The sequence below is a fragment of the Agrobacterium sp. CG160-95 genome (assembly GCF_053521725.1).
Genome location: NZ_JBNWDU010000002.1, coordinates 117,793 through 133,247, shown reverse-complemented (window position 1 = coordinate 133,247; position 15,455 = coordinate 117,793). Strand labels below are relative to the sequence as shown.

17 protein-coding genes and 2 pseudogenes are annotated in these 15,455 nt (G+C 58.6%); 5 read left to right on the top strand and 14 right to left on the bottom strand.

Annotated elements, in window-relative coordinates; translation table 11 throughout:
* Window positions 1–147: 147 nt before the first annotated feature.
* Window positions 148–762, top strand: a complete 615-nt coding sequence (locus ACQZ63_RS07295) for a TetR/AcrR family transcriptional regulator (RefSeq protein WP_019564940.1) — start codon at window positions 148–150, stop codon at window positions 760–762.
* A 598-nt stretch (window positions 763–1,360) separates the two neighbouring features.
* A complete protein-coding gene (locus ACQZ63_RS07290; protein ID WP_111801852.1) occupies window positions 1,361–2,392 on the top strand; it encodes a fatty acid desaturase family protein in 1,032 nt (343 codons plus the stop codon).
* 47 nt (window positions 2,393–2,439) lie between these two features.
* On the opposite strand, the pseudogene ACQZ63_RS07285 reads toward ACQZ63_RS07290, so the two are convergent.
* The 3 genes and pseudogenes from ACQZ63_RS07285 to ACQZ63_RS07275 form a co-directional block, all read right to left on the bottom strand.
* Window positions 2,440–3,014: pseudogene (locus tag ACQZ63_RS07285) on the bottom strand (DUF4865 family protein).
* The gene (locus ACQZ63_RS07280) at window positions 3,011–3,445 is read right to left on the bottom strand and encodes a cupin domain-containing protein (RefSeq protein ID WP_113555447.1); all 435 of its coding nucleotides are present in this window, start codon (window positions 3,443–3,445) and stop codon (window positions 3,011–3,013) included. The pseudogene ACQZ63_RS07285 and the gene ACQZ63_RS07280 overlap by 4 nt, the downstream one beginning before the upstream one ends.
* Entirely contained in the window at window positions 3,442–3,843 is a 402-nt protein-coding gene (locus ACQZ63_RS07275; RefSeq protein WP_111801854.1) for a tautomerase family protein, read from the bottom strand. The genes ACQZ63_RS07280 and ACQZ63_RS07275 overlap by 4 nt, the downstream gene beginning before the upstream one ends.
* A gap of 107 nt (window positions 3,844–3,950) precedes the next feature.
* Here ACQZ63_RS07275 and ACQZ63_RS07270 point away from each other — a divergent pair, with 107 nt between their 5' ends.
* From ACQZ63_RS07270 to ACQZ63_RS07260, 3 genes are all read left to right on the top strand, one after another.
* Window positions 3,951–4,853: a LysR substrate-binding domain-containing protein gene (locus tag ACQZ63_RS07270; RefSeq protein WP_111801855.1), complete on the top strand. Its 903-nt coding sequence runs from the start codon at window positions 3,951–3,953 to the stop codon at window positions 4,851–4,853.
* Window positions 4,854–5,000: 147 nt separating this feature from the next.
* On the top strand, window positions 5,001–5,456 hold the full coding sequence (locus ACQZ63_RS07265) for an Lrp/AsnC family transcriptional regulator (protein WP_013761886.1): 456 nt from the start codon (window positions 5,001–5,003) through the stop codon (window positions 5,454–5,456).
* Window positions 5,456–6,085, top strand: coding sequence for a LysE family translocator (locus tag ACQZ63_RS07260; protein WP_035199708.1), 630 nt, complete (start codon window positions 5,456–5,458; stop codon window positions 6,083–6,085). The genes ACQZ63_RS07265 and ACQZ63_RS07260 overlap by 1 nt, the downstream gene beginning before the upstream one ends.
* A 38-nt stretch (window positions 6,086–6,123) precedes the next feature.
* Here the strand turns inward: ACQZ63_RS07260 and ACQZ63_RS07255 are convergent.
* The 11 genes and pseudogenes from ACQZ63_RS07255 to ACQZ63_RS07205 form a co-directional block, all read right to left on the bottom strand.
* Window positions 6,124–6,258 (bottom strand): annotated as a pseudogene (locus ACQZ63_RS07255) (aldehyde dehydrogenase family protein); the annotation flags it as partial.
* 36 nt (window positions 6,259–6,294) lie between these two features.
* Complete coding sequence (locus ACQZ63_RS07250; RefSeq protein ID WP_003511490.1) at window positions 6,295–7,377, bottom strand: ABC transporter ATP-binding protein; 1,083 nt, start codon at window positions 7,375–7,377, stop codon at window positions 6,295–6,297.
* Complete coding sequence (locus ACQZ63_RS07245; protein WP_111801856.1) at window positions 7,374–8,174, bottom strand: ABC transporter permease; 801 nt, start codon at window positions 8,172–8,174, stop codon at window positions 7,374–7,376. Before ACQZ63_RS07245 ends, ACQZ63_RS07250 begins: the two co-directional genes overlap by 4 nt.
* Window position 8,175: 1 nt before the next feature.
* Window positions 8,176–9,003, bottom strand: coding sequence for an ABC transporter permease (locus tag ACQZ63_RS07240; protein ID WP_370647636.1), 828 nt, complete (start codon window positions 9,001–9,003; stop codon window positions 8,176–8,178).
* A gap of 109 nt (window positions 9,004–9,112) precedes the next feature.
* Window positions 9,113–10,123, bottom strand: a complete 1,011-nt coding sequence (locus tag ACQZ63_RS07235; RefSeq protein ID WP_026330721.1) for an ABC transporter substrate-binding protein — start codon at window positions 10,121–10,123, stop codon at window positions 9,113–9,115.
* A gap of 56 nt (window positions 10,124–10,179) precedes the next feature.
* The gene (locus ACQZ63_RS07230) at window positions 10,180–10,494 is read right to left on the bottom strand and encodes an NIPSNAP family protein (RefSeq protein ID WP_003511494.1); all 315 of its coding nucleotides are present in this window, start codon (window positions 10,492–10,494) and stop codon (window positions 10,180–10,182) included.
* Window positions 10,495–10,498: 4 nt separating this feature from the next.
* Window positions 10,499–11,965: an aldehyde dehydrogenase gene (locus tag ACQZ63_RS07225; protein WP_111801877.1), complete on the bottom strand. Its 1,467-nt coding sequence runs from the start codon at window positions 11,963–11,965 to the stop codon at window positions 10,499–10,501.
* A 4-nt stretch (window positions 11,966–11,969) separates the two neighbouring features.
* Window positions 11,970–13,010, bottom strand: a complete 1,041-nt coding sequence (locus ACQZ63_RS07220; protein ID WP_111801857.1) for an LLM class flavin-dependent oxidoreductase — start codon at window positions 13,008–13,010, stop codon at window positions 11,970–11,972.
* On the bottom strand, window positions 13,007–13,945 hold the full coding sequence (locus ACQZ63_RS07215) for a flavin reductase family protein (RefSeq protein ID WP_111801858.1): 939 nt from the start codon (window positions 13,943–13,945) through the stop codon (window positions 13,007–13,009). The genes ACQZ63_RS07220 and ACQZ63_RS07215 overlap by 4 nt, the downstream gene beginning before the upstream one ends.
* On the bottom strand, window positions 13,942–14,787 hold the full coding sequence (locus ACQZ63_RS07210) for an alpha/beta fold hydrolase (protein WP_019564955.1): 846 nt from the start codon (window positions 14,785–14,787) through the stop codon (window positions 13,942–13,944). The genes ACQZ63_RS07215 and ACQZ63_RS07210 overlap by 4 nt, the downstream gene beginning before the upstream one ends.
* Window positions 14,788–14,798: 11 nt before the next feature.
* Window positions 14,799–15,401, bottom strand: a complete 603-nt coding sequence (locus ACQZ63_RS07205; protein WP_003511499.1) for an amino acid synthesis family protein — start codon at window positions 15,399–15,401, stop codon at window positions 14,799–14,801.
* Window positions 15,402–15,455: the final 54 nt, after the last annotated feature.

Genomic DNA, 15,455 nt, shown 5'->3' with positions numbered 1-15,455 from the left:
TGTGCTGACATATTGAACCACGCACCACGTCTTGTAAAAATCGATTCCGGTTTTTACGCCGGTGCTATAGGCAAACCACCTGTCATTTCCGCCGATTGCGACGGGTAAAAAGGCAAGTGCCGAAAGAATACGTAGGGATCCGGGGTTATGGCAAAAGCAAAACTGACACGCGCAGAACAGAAGATACAACGTCCGTTGGAAATTCTCGACGCCGCATTCGAGGAATTCACCAAGAGAGGATTTACGGCCACGCGGGTGGAGGACATTGCCGAGCGGGTGGGAGTGACGAAAGGCACGGTCTACGTCTATTTCGAAACCAAGGAGGCTCTTTTCGAGGCGATGATCAGGCATGCCTCGGCACCTTTTCAGGAGGCATTCAAGGCTTATGCACGCACGTCGGATGATCCCGTCGAGGAGCTTCGGATGCTTCTTGAATTCCTGTTCGACGCCCTCGTCGACAATAGAAAGATGCGGGAACTGTTTCGCTTCATCGTTGCGGAAGGAGCAAAATTCCCCGATCTCATCGACCAGCACCATGACGTGGTGATGGCGCCGGTATTCGAGCGGATCAATACGATCCTCGAAGAGGGCGTGGCGAAAAAAAGGTTTAGAGCCAACCCCACCGAACTGGCCAAGGTCGTCATGTCACCCATAGTCGGAACATTGGTTTTCCGGTTGATTTTCGACGATCGGCGCAGTCTGGACAAGCAGGTCGTTCTGAAGATTCATCTCGAACTGATCATGCGCGGGCTGCTGGCATAAGCGACATTCTCCTACCAGACCCGGCTTTGACAAGGAGAATTAGTTTTCGATGACCCCTGATGCTGCGATCTGATACATCGCAAGAAACCTTACATGTCGGGCGCGATACAGCCACAATGCTGCGGTATGGGTCTGTTGCCTCGAGCATATTGCTCGTATTTGAACGAGTAATTGCCATCCTGTTGCCGAGACCCGCTCACCACTCCAACTTTTCAGCGATTTTAGTTGCCGAGTCGAGCTGTGCTCCTGCGCGAGAATGCCAGTGCCGATTAAATTCTAGTACCCTTCAATCAATTTGAGGTCACCCTGCCCCTCTGTGCAAACAGCGCAGGTACAGTTAGACAGAACAGGTTCCAGCCGCGCAGAGTTGTGCGAGATCCTCGCCGAGCAGATCGACTTAATTAACCGTTTCAGATTTCAGGAGCGAGCTTACAGCTCGAACATTTATGAACAAAACAGTGAATGCCCGCGCCGAGCAGAGCACGGAACCGCCGCGGCAACGCGTGTTGGCTCGAGATCGGGCTATTCCAGAAAACGACCGCCAGCGCGGTGGACACTTTTTTCGAAATGCAGGCGACCAGAAGGATTGCTATCAACCATGACCGCGACGTTAACAGCCCAATTACCTGGCGGCGCGAGTGAAAAGGCCCTGCTTAAAATACTTTCGAATTATCGCAAACCCCGGACGGGCCGCAGCCTGTACGAACTTGCCGTGACGCTTGTTCCCTTTGTATTCCTTTGGGCAGCAGCGTCGGTATCGATTCATTTTGGTTACTGGCTTGGCCTGCTTCTGGTGATCCCCGCAGCCGGATTCCTGTTGAGGCTCTTCATACTGCAACACGATTGCGGACACGGCTCTTTTTTCGGGCGCCGTCGCTGGGATGACTGGACGGGTCGCGCAATCGGTATCCTGACGCTGACGCCCTACGACTATTGGCGCCGCGCGCATGCGGAACACCATGCGTCAGCTGGCAATCTCGATGAGCGAGGGGTTGGCGACATTACAACTCTGACCGTGACCGAATATCGTGCGCTCTCCCCGCGCGGAAAACTCGGTTATCGCTTGTACAGGCATCCGCTGGTGATGTTCGGCATCGGTCCTGCTTTCCTGTTTCTGTTCAAACAAAGGCTACCGTTTGGCATGATGCGGTCTGGAGCGTTGCCCTGGATTTCGACAATGGCAACAAATGCCGGTGTGGCCGTATTGGCCATTCTTCTTATCTGGGCGATAGGGCTCGTGCCTTTTCTGTTGGTTCATCTGCCAATAGTGCTGCTTGCCGGGTCAGCAGGTGTCTGGCTGTTTTATGTCCAGCACCAGTTTGAAGAAACCCACTGGTCCAAGCCTCCGGCATGGACTTTTCCCCATGCGGCGATGCATGGCGCCTCGTATTACGATCTGCCGGGTCCGCTGCGTTGGATCACCGGCAATATCGGCATGCACCATGTCCACCATTTGTCGAGCAAGGTACCTTTTTACAGGTTGCCAGAGATTCTGCACGACTACCCGGAGCTTGCGAAACTTGGTCGCATCAGCCTTCGCGACAGCCTGGGCTGCGTAAAGCTCATTCTGTGGGACGAATCCACAAAACGGCTGATTTCGCTACGTGAGGCAGAAAAGCAACCGCGATAGATGAGAGCTGGAGCGACGCAATACCCATTGAGCCGGTGCGTGAGATATCATTCCGCTAAATGCAGAACCGACCCCAACGAGACGTGGCCAACAGTGTAGGTTTGCATTGTTTCAGTAACGGCCGGCACTGTCGGCCAGAGGTTGAACTGTAGCAGCAGCCATTTTGTTGGATCGAATGCGGCTATGGCCGCGAGCGCGCCGGCCCTGATTGCTGAACGCGCGTCCGCGGTCGCGGTATCGCGCAGCTTGGCCAGATCACAATGGGGCGCTATGGACCGGACCTCCCGTGTGGCATATCGCGAGGCTGTAAGATCAGGTACGTGGTCGGCGTGCCAGACCAGCCACGTCTGCACCGACGGCCAGCCGAAGTCCCGTGTCAGAACCGCAAAACCTGGACCGGACAGGAAGCTGTCTATCCCTTCTGGCTCGTCCCAGAGATAGACGGCGCGTAGAGATTTTCAGCACTGGTGAAGCCGGCATCCTGCTTTCTCGCCGAAAGATAGGCCTTGAAACGCAGGCGTGGAAAGCCATCGAGCAGCGGCCCCTTCTCCCTTATGCGCCGGTCTATGATCGCCATGTCGTAGCCGGCAGGCAGCGTGAAGCTGTATTGCATGGCGATCATGACGTGCTCTCCTCTTTTTTGACAGGTTCCATCCAGTGGACGGCAGTTCCACTCCTGACCGGCTGAACGCTGAGATAGCTGAAGGGACAGGACGGCTCGGCGCCATGCCAATGGGCTTCGCCGGGCGCAAACCACACCGCATCTCCGGCACGGACTTCACGCGGATCGTCACCCTTGCGTTGGACGAGACCGATGCCATCCAGCACGAAGAGAAGCTGGCCGCGCGGATGACTGTGCCAATGGGTCAGGACCCCCGGCGGCACAAAAGCGCGCATTGCCGTCATCTCGCCATCGATCCGGCTCGATAACAGCATCTGGACGAGGAAGGCTCCGCTGGAGATACCCTCAGGTGCAGCAACTATTCCGTCACCGGCTCGACGCACGCTCATGGTGGATGGACAGGCCGGTTGCATCTCGAAAAAATCGGTCATCGGCCACTCCCATCCGCTGGTGTGCATGCTGAAACGCCTGATGCAAAGGACCAGTCATCAAACGTCGAGTTGACGATGGCGACCATCACATCCTCCGGCCTCACACCGGGCGACACCGCCAGGTTTTCGACGAGCCTCGCATAGAAGCGCGCCTTGGTTTCCGGCGATCGCGTCTTGCCGGTGGTGATATGAAAGAAAATGAAATCATCCGACCGAGGGCCGCCGCGATATGTTCGGTCGAAGATCAGTTCGCCCGGTTGGTGCTGGTGGATTGCAGCGAAGCGGTCGTTTTCCGGAACGTCAAAGCAGTCGACAAGCGCGCGGTCGAGACTGTCGGAAACCGCCTTGAGATAGTCGGTGGATTTGCCCGCAAGCAAAGATATTCGGGTGAAAGGCATGGATGCGCTCCGTTCAAGAGGATTGACAGCCACACTATGAAACGACATCATCATCCTGAAAATCAAATTATTCAGGACATTACGTCCTGATTTTAGGGACATTTAATTTGCGCCTTACCCATTTGGATCTGGACGCGCTCCGCAGTTTCGTGATTGGCATCGAGAGCGGGTCGTTCGCGCAGGCCGCAGACAGACTGGGGCGTTCGACCTCTGCGGTCAGCGCACAACTCAAGAAGCTGGAGGACCAGACCGAAACCGCTCTGGTGCGCAAATCCGGCCGGGGGCTGGCGCTGACCGAGAGCGGCGAAGTGCTGCTGTCCTATGCCCGCCGCATATTGAGCCTGAATGACGAGGCGATCAGCGCCGTTCGCGGGCCGGAACTCGCAGGCTGGATCCGCCTCGGGATTCAGGAAGATTTCGGAGAAACCGTGTTGCCGCAGGTGCTGGGCCGTTTCGCACGGGCCCATCCGCGGGTTCGGATCGAAGGGCGCATCGCTCGCAATAGCGAATTGCGGGAGAAGGTCGAGTCCGGCCATCTTGACCTCGCCTTGGCTTGGAATGACGACACGGCTTCGCCGGCTGAAACGGTTGCATCCATGCCACTGTGCTGGCTGGGCGCGGCGGAAACAGAAACTGTCTGGCAGACCGGCGGGAAAGAGCCGCTGCCACTTGCAGTCTTGGAAGCGCCGTGCCTTTTACGTAGCATTGCCTGCAACCACCTTGATCAACAGCGTATCGCCTGGCGCATTGCATTCGTCAGCCCTAGCCTCGGCGGGTTGTGGGCTGCGACAGCCGCAGGCCTTGGCATCGCACTTCGCACACCGTTCGGCCGGCCGCCTTCCGTACGGGTTCTCGATCCACTCACCAATGGTTTGCCACAACTCCCGTCGCTGGGGCTCAGCCTTCTTCGCTCCGGAAAAGACGAAAATCGAATCAGCGCCCATCTCGCCACGATCATCCGCCAAGCCTTGCAGGAAACGCTGCCGGAAGCATGGATAGTGCGACCGTAATCGCTGAAATAGCATGAGCTTCCGCCAAGATTACAGGCACGGCGAAGCTGCAGGGGATTCTTGGCTCGGTTTAAAGGCTTGCGCTCGATTCACAAAAATTCCGCATAATATCTTTCATTATCACAGTAAACATGATTATCTGCGGAAATGGATTCAACAGACCGCAAAATCATCAGTCTTCTTGCAGAAGACGCCCGCCGCTCTCTGGCCGATATCGGAAATGTCGTGGAGCTTTCCGCTTCGGCCGTGAACGAGCGCATCCGACGCCTGACGGCCAGCGGGGCGATCCGTCGCATCACCGTTGATGCCGATCCATCCGCATTCGATTTGCCCGTGATCGCCTTCGTGTGGATCGCGTTGGCGCCGGATGCGGACGAGGCCGCGTTTCGTGTCTATGCGGCGTCGCAGTCCGCTATTGCGGAATGTCACCATGTGACCGGGCAGTGGTCCTACCTCGTCAAAGTTCACGTCGGGTCGCTGGCGGAGATCGAAACCTTTCTGGCGACAATGAAACAGAACGGGTTCCTTGCCCGTACCGAAACGATCATCGCCCTGTCTTCTGTCGTGCCGGGACCATTTATGCCGAAGGAAAGCGTGGACTGATGGAACTGATGCTCGTTTTGAAAAGCATTGTGCTGGGCCTTGCGGTCGCAGCCCCGCTCGGCCCCATCGGCGCCCTCTGCATCAACCGGACCCTTGAGCGCGGGTTCTGGGCGGGAGTGGCAGGTGGCCTTGGGACTGCTCTGGCGGATGCCGTGTATGCCAGCCTCGCAGCGCTGGGCTTTTCCGCTTTCGCGGCGACCCTTGCGACAATCGATACGCCGCTCAAAATCGTCGGCGGCCTTTTCATGCTGTGGCTCGGCTGGAAAAGCCTGAGGCCCAAACCTCTGGCAGAAGCGGCCAAGGTTGGAGCGCGTGATCTGCTCGGCACCATCACCGCGACCTTTTTCCTGACGATCACCAACCCCATGACGATTCTGTCCTTTGCAGCAATTTTCGCGGGTCTCGGCCTTGCTGACGCATCGGGAGCGACGAGCGCGTTTTTTGTGGTCGCGGGCGTTTTTCTAGGGTCTTTATTGTGGTGGTTCATGTTGAGCGGCGGCGTTGCATTTGCCCGGCAGCGCCTTCCCACCACCTTTGCCCGCTGGGTTTCCCGCCTGTCCGGAGTGATCCTTGTCTTATTCGGGATTTTTTCCCTAGGTTCACTTGCCTGGGGCATGATGGCTCATTGAAATGCAACGGTTTTTTCTGCGGCTCCAACTTCTGGGAAAATCGGCGCTCCCTCCACGGCCGCATCGAGATCGGCGTCGTCGACGATGAAGGGCGCATTGCCGCAAAGTTCCAGTCCCAGTTTCTTGATGGTCGGCGCGCATTGCCGGTAGAGATGTCCTCCCGTGCTCGCCGAAGAGCATGGGATCATTAAGATGCATATTTCCGACCCTCAACAGAAAACCTGCGCCGACGCGGGATCGAAGGCCAGATGCACGAGATCACCACGGTTGAGGCCCGAAATTGCCTCATGGCCAAATGGCAGGCGCACGGCAAAGGGCTCTCCCGAACCTGTATGGGCGACGACATGGACGTTGTTGCCAAGGAAGGTGATATCGCTGACGGTCGCCTGAAAACCGGCGTAAGAGCCGGGCCTGTTGCGGCTGAGCTGTAAACGCTCCGGACGCAGCATCAGCGCCGCCTTTTTTCCCGGCGCAGCTTCGCCATGAACCGGAATATGGTCAAAGACGATATTCTGCCCGAGCGAAACCGTCGCCTTGCCGCCCGAGGCGGCGAGGAGATCGCAGGCGATGAAGTCGCTGTCACCGATGAATTCGGCCACGAAGCGGGTGGTGGGGTGAGCGTAAAGCTCCGGCCCCGTACCGATCTGGTCAATCACGCCTTTTGAAAACACCGCGATCCGGTCGGAAAGACGCAAGGCCTCTTCCTGATCGTGGGTGACGTAAAGGATCGTTACTTCCGTCTGCTGGTGGATGCGACGGATTTCGAACTGGATTTCTTCCCTGAGCTTCTTGTCGAGCGCCGAGAGCGGCTCGTCCATCAGAAGAACCGGCGGATCATAAGCGAGCGCCCTTGCCAAGGCCACGCGCTGCTGCTGGCCGCCCGACATCTGCGCAGGCTTTCTGTCCTCGAAACCTTCGAGACGAACGAGCCTCAGCATCTCCTTCACCTTCGTATCGATTTCCGCCTTGCTCTTTCGGCGCACTTTCAGCGGAAAGGCGATATTCTCGCCAACAGACAGATGCGGAAACAGCGTGTAACGCTGGAAGACCATGCCGATATTGCGCTTGTGCGACGGCGTGGAGAGCAGGCTTTCGCCGTTCAGCAGGATGTCGCCCGCCGTCGGCTGTTCGAAACCGGCCAGAATGTAGAGCGTCGTGCTCTTGCCCGAACCGGATGGTCCGAGAAACGTCATGAACTCGCCCGGCTGCACCTCGAGATTGACGTCCTGAACGGCAACGACCGGTCCGTATTGCTTGGCGATGCCGCGAATTTGCAGGAGCGGTTTGGTCATGTTTTCAATCCTTTTCGCACAGCCGCGACAAGCAGCATGAGAATGATGGTCACCGCGATGAGAAGCGTCGATGCAGCGGCGATCACCGGCGTCAGATCCTGCCGCAGCGTCGCCCAGATTTTCACCGGCAGCGTTTGCAAGTTTGGACTTGCCATGAAGATCGCCAGCACCACCTCATCCCAGGAAGTGAGGAAAGAAAAGATCGCGGCTGAGAACAGGCCATGGCTGATGGCCGGCAAGGTGATGCGGATTTTGGCCTGCAGCGGGCTCGCGCCGCATAGCACTGCAGCGTCTTCGATCGATTTGTCGAAACCCTCGAGCGCGCTGGTCAACGCCAGAATGGAGAAAGGCAGCGCCACGACAAGATGGGCAATGACAAAGCCCGTGGTGGTGCCCGCAAGGCCGAGCTTCAGGAAAAAAGCATAAAGCGCCACCGCCAGCACCACGACAGGCAGGATCATCGGCGTCATGAACAAAGCCCGCAGACCCTCGCGCCCAATGAAACGCCCCCGCACCAGGCCGAAGGAGGCCACGAGGCCGATCAACACCGACAGGACTGTGACCATCACGGCGATACGCAGGCTTGTCCAGGCAGCATCCAGCCACCTCGGATCGGCAAAGAAATCCGCATACCATTTCAGCGTCCAGCCGGGCGGCGGAAAGATCAGCCATTGCGACGAGCCGAAGGACAAAGCAGCGATGAAGACAATCGGCAGGATAAGGAATGCCGCTGTCAGCACGGTGATTAAAAGGAGCAGCCACTTCCATGCGCCAAGGCTGTTGTAGTTCAAAAGCATGTCAGCGCCCCCCTGCCCCGGCCGCGCCGAAGAATTTCAGCTGGATTGCGTAAAGCGTCAGCGTCACCACCAGAAGCACCAGCGCCGCTGCCCCGCCCATGCCCCAGTTGACGAGAGACTGCACGAATTGCGCGATAAGCTCGGCCAGCATCATGTTCGCCGTGCCGCCCAGCAGCGCCGGGGTGACGAAATAGCCAAGCGACATGACGAACACCATCAGCGCGCCGGAGATCATACCGGGAGCGGCAAGTGGAATGAGAACGCGGGTCAGCGCCTGAAAGCGGGTTGCCCCGCACAGCGCCGCCGCCTGGAGAATGGCCGGATCGATCTTGCGGATGACGCCATAGAGCGGAATGATGATGAATGGCAGCATGATATAGGTCATGCCGATCGTGACGCCGGTCAGGTTGTTGACCAGTGCAAGCGGCTTGTCGATGATGCCAAGGCCCATCAGCGTCTTGTTGACGACACCCGTCCGCTGCAACAGCACCATCCAGGCATAGGTGCGTGCCAGAAGGTTGGTCCACATGGACAGAAGCAAAATTGCGAAAACGACGGAGGCAAGCCGCGACGGCATGATGGCAAGCGCCCACGCGACAGGAAAACCGATGACCAGCGTTACGAGCGTGACCAGCGCCGAGACCGCGAATGTATTGAAGAAAATCTTCAGGTAGGTGGAGCTGCCCAGCAATGCGGCGTAATTGCCAAAGCCCAGAACAGGCTCGGTAACGCTGCGCGACAGCAGGATGATAACCGGCACGACGAAGAACAGGGCAAGCAGAACGAATGCCGGCAGGGTGGCGGCAAAATTGCCGGGCCGGAAGGGCATCCGCACCTTCGTCTTCGGGCTTTCTGTTTCATCGGTAAGCGAGACCATGCCCAAACCTCCCCGGAGGTGAAAATTTGCGCGGGCGCTTTTGGCTGCCCGCGCCGTTGCCTTACTTGGCCTGCCAGGCGTACCAGCGCTCACCGATCTCGTCACGATGTTGCGCCCAGTAGTTCATGTCGGCATTGACCTGGCTCGCTGTCTGCTGGTCAGGCAGGGTCTTTGCCGTTTCCGGATCCATCAGCTTTGCGGATTCGACATTGACCGGGGCATAACCCGTGGCAGACGCCATATCCGCCTGCGCCTGCGCGGAGGTCGCAAGAGCGATGAACTTCATCGCCGCGTCCTTGTTCTTCGTTCCCTTGGGAACCACGAGGGAATCCGCTGCCGTGATGTTCTGCTCCCAGGAGGTCTCCACCTTCACACCGCTCTTCTCAAGCGCTGTCATGCGGCCGTTCCAGACGCTGCCGAAGGGTGCCTCCGCAGAAGCGATCAACTGCTGCGATTGCGCACCGCCAGACCACCAGATGATATCGGATTTGATCGTGTCCAGCTTCTTGAAGGCGCGATCGAGATCGAGCGGGTATAGCTTGTCGGCGGCAACACCATCGGCCAGCAGGGCTGCTTCGATCACACCCGGCGCGGACCACTTGTAAAAGGTGCGCTTGCCGGGGAACTTTGCCGTATCGAAAAGGTCGGCCCAGCTCTTGGGGCAGGCGGCTACAGCATCAACATTGCAGCCGATGACGAAGGAATAATAGAAGCTTCCGACGGAGTAATCAGTGACGAAACGAGGGTCTAGCTTCGTTTTGTCGATGACGGCGAAATCAAGCTTCTCCAGCAGGCCCTTCGGCCCGGCCTGCGCGGCGTAGTCGCCCTCCACGTCGACCACATCCCATGTCACGCCGTTCGCCTCGACCATGGCTTTCAGCTTGCCATAGTCCGTCGGGCCATCCTGAAGCACGTTGATGCCGGTCGCCACCATGAATTTTTCGGCCCAGGCCGCCTTCTGCGCGTCCTGCGTGGTTCCTCCCCAGCTGGAAAAAACCAGATCATTCGCCTGTGCGGATGCGCCCAGGGCGAAAATTGCTGCGCATGTCATCAATACCAGTTTCGATCTCATGTTCCCTTACTCCGTTTTAGAGCTTGTTGTTGGCATGCACTTCGCGGCCGGCAGATTCACTTCAGCGGTGAAAAAGGCGCCGGCTTCATGATCTTGTTTTCGGCGACTTCAATGAGGTCGCGGATCTTAGGCAGGAAAGACAACCAGCGTGGATCGGCCAGTAGCCGCGCGCGCCGTTCTTCGCGGTCATCCAGGCTGGAAAAAGCCCAGATGTGGACAATTTCATTGATCGGCCCGATCTCGGAAAAGAAGTAACCCACCAGCTCGCCCAAATGGCTTTTCTGGATTTCGATGCCTTCCTCCTCGACAACCCCAAGGTAGGCCGGAATGGCGCCGTTCTTCAGCCGGTAGGTGCGGATTTCGTAAAACATCGCGTCACCGCATCACGAATGGATCGGGGATCGGGTCATCGGAGGTTCTAAGCCATATGGTCTTCGTGCGCGTGTAAGCGAGCGCTGCCGCAAGCCCGCCTTCGCGACCATCACCGGAAAGACCGAAACCGCCGAAAGGCGCAATCGGTGAGACGGCGCGATAGGTGTTCACCCAAACCACACCGGCACGGATCGCCTTCATCAGCCGATGGGCGCGCGTCAGGTTCTGCGTGAAGACGCCCGAGGCGAGGCCATAGACCGTGTCATTGGCCAAAGCGATCGCTTCCGCCTCGGTTTCGAAGGAAACAACCGAAAGAACCGGGCCGAAGAACTCCCTTTCCATGGACGGCGAATGAATGCCGTCACAATCGAGAATGGTCGGAGGGTAGAAATAACCAGCGCCATCCACCGCCACACCGCCCGTCACCACCGTCGCACCGGCTTTTTCGGAAGCGGAGACCAGAGAGACAATATGCTTGCGCTGCCGCTCGGTCGCGAGCGGCCCCACTTCCGTTGCCATGTCCAGCGGCGAGCCGATGCGGATCGCGTCGGCCTTCGCCTTCAAAATCCCGAGGAAGCGATCCTTCACGCTTCTCTCGACAATCAGCCGTGATCCGGCAACACAGCTCTGACCGGTCGCCGCGAAAATTCCCGCGACCTGCGCATTGGCGGCGCTTTCGAGATCGGCGTCGGCAAAGACGAGGATTGGCGATTTGCCGCCGAGTTCGAGCGACGTGGAGGCAAGATTTTCGGCCGAGTTGCGAACGATGTGACGCGCCGTTTCCGGCCCGCCGGTAAAGGCGATATGGGCCACCTTCGGGTGTGTGGTGAGTGCCGTGCCGCAGGACGCACCGAAACCAGTGACTATATTGACGACGCCGGCAGGAAAACCAGCCTCCTGCACCAGCCGGGCGAACTCCAGAAGCGGCGCCGGTCCGTCTTCCGAGGCCTTGATGACGATTGTGCAGCCGGCAGCGAGCGCCGGGCCGATTTTAACGGCTGCCAGAAAAAGCTGGCTGTTCCACGGGACGATCGCGGCCACCACACCCACGGGTTCGCGCCGCAGCCAGACATCCATGTCCGGCTTGTCGATCGGTAGGTAAGCGCCCTCGATTTTGTCAGCCAAGCCCGCATAATAGCGATAATAGTCCGCGACATAGGCAATCTGCGCCGAGGTCTCGCGGATAATCTTGCCGGTGTCACGGGTTTCGAGCTCGGCAAGCGTCTTTGCATTTTCGGCAACCAGATCGGCAAGCCGATAGAGCAGCTTGCCGCGTTGCGTCGCCGTCAGTTTCGACCAGGCGGCATCGTCATAAAGCGCCCGATGCGCAGCCTCTACGGCGCGGCTAATATCCGCTTCGCGGCTTTCCGGCATTTCTGCCCAAGGTTCACCGGTTGCCGGGTCGAGGCTGGAAAAGCTCGCCTCACCATCCTCGAAGCGCCCGTCGATGTAACATTGGAAACGGCGCATCATCTTACTCCTTGAAAGCCGGCATGACATCGGAAAGGAAGCGTTCCAGCGAGGCCTTCTTGCGCTCGAAGCTCATGCCGGTATCGATCCAGACGGAATATTCGTCGTAGCCCATGGCCTCGTAGGCCTTAAGCCGGGTAATGACTTCATCGGCATCGCCGACAACGTTGTTCTTGCGCATGACATCACCGGAAAGCATGGCGTTTGCGACAATCTCCTCCGGCGCAATACGCTCGATCAGCCCCTGATGAACGGGCTTTTCGTTTTTGAACCATGCAAAGAAGTAGTTGTAATAGACGCTCATCTCATGGGCCGCCTGGGCAATGTCGGCTTCACCGGAGCCGACATAGGTGTGGCGCAGCAGCATGATTTTCGGCCGCTGTTTATCCGGATTTTTCGCACAGGCATCGTTGAAGCGGCCCATCAGGGTTTCCACCTCGTCATCGCCTTGCCAGAGCGGCGTCACCTGAACATTGCAATCATTGGCGACAGCGAATTCATGCGAATTCGGATCACGCGCCGCCACCCAGATGGGCGGAAAAGGCTGCTGCAGCGGTTTGGGAGCCGATGTGGTGGCCGGGAACTTGTAGAATTCGCCGTCGTGGGTGTAGTCACCCGCCCAAACCCCTTTGACAGCCGGAATAAGCTCGCGCATCCGCTGGCCGGCGCCCCAGGCATCGAGGCCTGGAAGCAGCCGCTCATATTCGAACGAATAGGCGCCACGCGCAATGCCGATATCAAGACGGCCGTCACAGATCAGATCCGCCATCGCCGCTTCTCCGGCAAGCTTGATCGGGTGCCAGAAAGGCGCGATCACCGTTCCCGTACCCAGGCGTGCCGTCTTCGTACGCCGCGCCAGATCGGCGATCGTTACAAAGGGGTTGGGCGCTATGGTGAAATCCATGCCGTGATGTTCGCCGGTCCAGATGGCATGCATGCCACCACGATCGGCGATCTCGCAGAGCGTTACGAACTCCTCGTAGAGCGTCTTGTGGTCCTGGGAGGCGTCCAGCCGCTCCATATGAACGAAGAGGGAGAATTTCATGGTTTTGGCCCCTTCATGGAGATGGGATGAACCTTGCCGGCGGTCTCGTTCCCGACATAAACACCGAAATTGCCGATCGAGCTTTCCAGCACGAAACGATTGACGATATCCGCCGTAGCGCCGGAGTCGAATTTTGCCGAAGCCAGCGCGCCGGGCAACAGAAAACGGCCCTCGCGCGGCGCTTGATCGCCATCGGCAAGCGCGTGATAGACGACGTGTTGGCGCCCATCCGTCTTGTTCTCATAAACCGAGTAGAGAAATCCCGTTTTGACGGAGAGACCCGTCAGGTCTTCGAGACGTGATGTCAGCGCCGCGACCGGATCGCCGCTTGCCACGACACAGCCGGGAAGCGACAGCACGTCGTTGCCAACGAGGTAAATCTCGCCGCGCCGTTCCAGAACGGCGCCCACGACGATATCGCCCTCCGCCGCTGCCGATACCGCCTTTGCAGCCAGCATCGGCGTGAAATAGCCGCCGCGCGCATAACCGAGACCGTTCAGGCCGCTATTGTCGAAAGCCTCGATACGGCCGAGCAGAATGACATGATCGCCGGCCTCGATAACCTCCTGCATCGAACATTCGAACCAGGCCGCGACGTCTGCAAAGACCGGGGAGCCCTTCGGCGCATCCAACCAGCTGGCGGTGGCGAAACGGTCTTCGACCGGCCGGGCGAAGGTGTTGGAGAGGTCCTTCTGGCTTTCCGACAGAATATTGACCGCGAAGTTTTTGGTGCCCGTCATCGTCGCGAAATTGCGCGAGCTACGGGCAAGGCAGATCAGCAGCAACGGCGGATCGAGCGAAACCGAGGTGAAGGAGTTGGCGGTAAAACCGATGGGCTTTCCTGCATCGTCCCGGGTGGTCACGATCGTTACTCCCGTAACGAAAGCGCCGAATGCATCGCGCAAAGCGCGCGGATCAAGAGTTGCAACAGTCATTGCGGCTCCTCCTCTAAAGCCAGCCATTCGGCCATCATTGCATTGACAGTTTCAGGTGCGGTCAGATTGACCATATGCCGGTGCGCCTCAACGACGCGGGCGTAACCGCGCGGTGTGATCGCCGCCATCTGCTCGGCCATCAAAGGCGTCGAATTGGGATCGTCCGAACCCGTCAGGAAAAGAGCCGGGCAGATGACCGAGGGCCACCGATCCGCATAGGTCTCGTCGCCGCCCGCAAATGCGGTATAGGCAACCGCGTAACCTTCGGGATCGACCATTTCCAGCCAGCCCCGCGTCAACTCCCGCGCCTGCTGGCTCTTTGGATCGTCGCCGAACCAACGTAACAAAGGGCCTTCCTTGTCCACGCCGGTGGTCCGGATGGCAGCCGCGCGTGCAAGAACCGCAGCCTTCGCGGCCGGATCACGGCGGTAGACGCCGTTCAGATAACCGACGCGCGCAATTCGATCTCCAAAGGTTGCAGCGGCACCGCCGGAAATCAGCGCACCCATAGAATGCCCGGCCACATTGGCACGCGCGATCCGCATATCGTCAAGAAAGCGGCCGAACCAGCCGACAAAATCCTTGAGCGAGCTGCCCGCTGGCAGGCGTTCACTGCCGCCATGCCCCGGCATATCTACCGCGATGACACGGTGCGTCTTTGAAAAGATTTCGATCTGCGGCTTCCAGGCTTCCAGCCGCATTCCCACGCCGTGGATGAGGATCAGGTCTTCACCGGCGCCTGCCTCGAAATAGGCCGCCCCGCCCTCGGTCACCTTGCGAGGGAGCGCGGCAGCACCTGCCTTTGCAGCATTGACCCGTGACGTGGTGGCGGCCTCCTGCATTTGCATCACCCTCAAACGCCCGCCGGGTTGGCAACATCCTGACCGAGATCCTTCAGATCCTGATAGCGGTCGCCGATGCGGTGATGAGGCCTACCGCCGACTGAAGCACCGAGCGCCACGACGATCTCGTCGGCAGCCGGAGCATCGGGAACGGAGGTCTGGATAGTCAGGTAGTGCGAACGGCGGCCTTCATCGTTCTTGTCCATTAACGGGATCATGATCGGCGCATTGCCGGGACCACGCGTATTGCAGAAGGCCAGATAGGACTTGGCACCCACAGCCTGACGATAGTGATTGCCGAAACGCAGCGTGTGAATGAGCGCGGAGGCATGTTCGATCTCACCATCCAGCCCGACGACGGCCGCCTTGCCATAGGCCTCCACCGCTTCGCCGGAACCCACGGCATCAAGGATCATCTTCGTCAGCAGTTCGCCCAGCACCGGCGCCCCGGCGTGGATTTCCGGTTTGAGATCATCCACGAAGCCTTTTCCAGCCCAGGGATTTTTCACGACCGCGATGGCGGTGAACAGCTTCAAAGGTGTCGCTGCGGCCTTGCCTCCTTCAATCAACGTTGTTTCGACCTGCAACAGGGTCTTACGGATCTGGATGGGCATTGGCGTTCTCTCCGATAAATATGATGTCTTATGGTATGCCATAATATGTAAGTG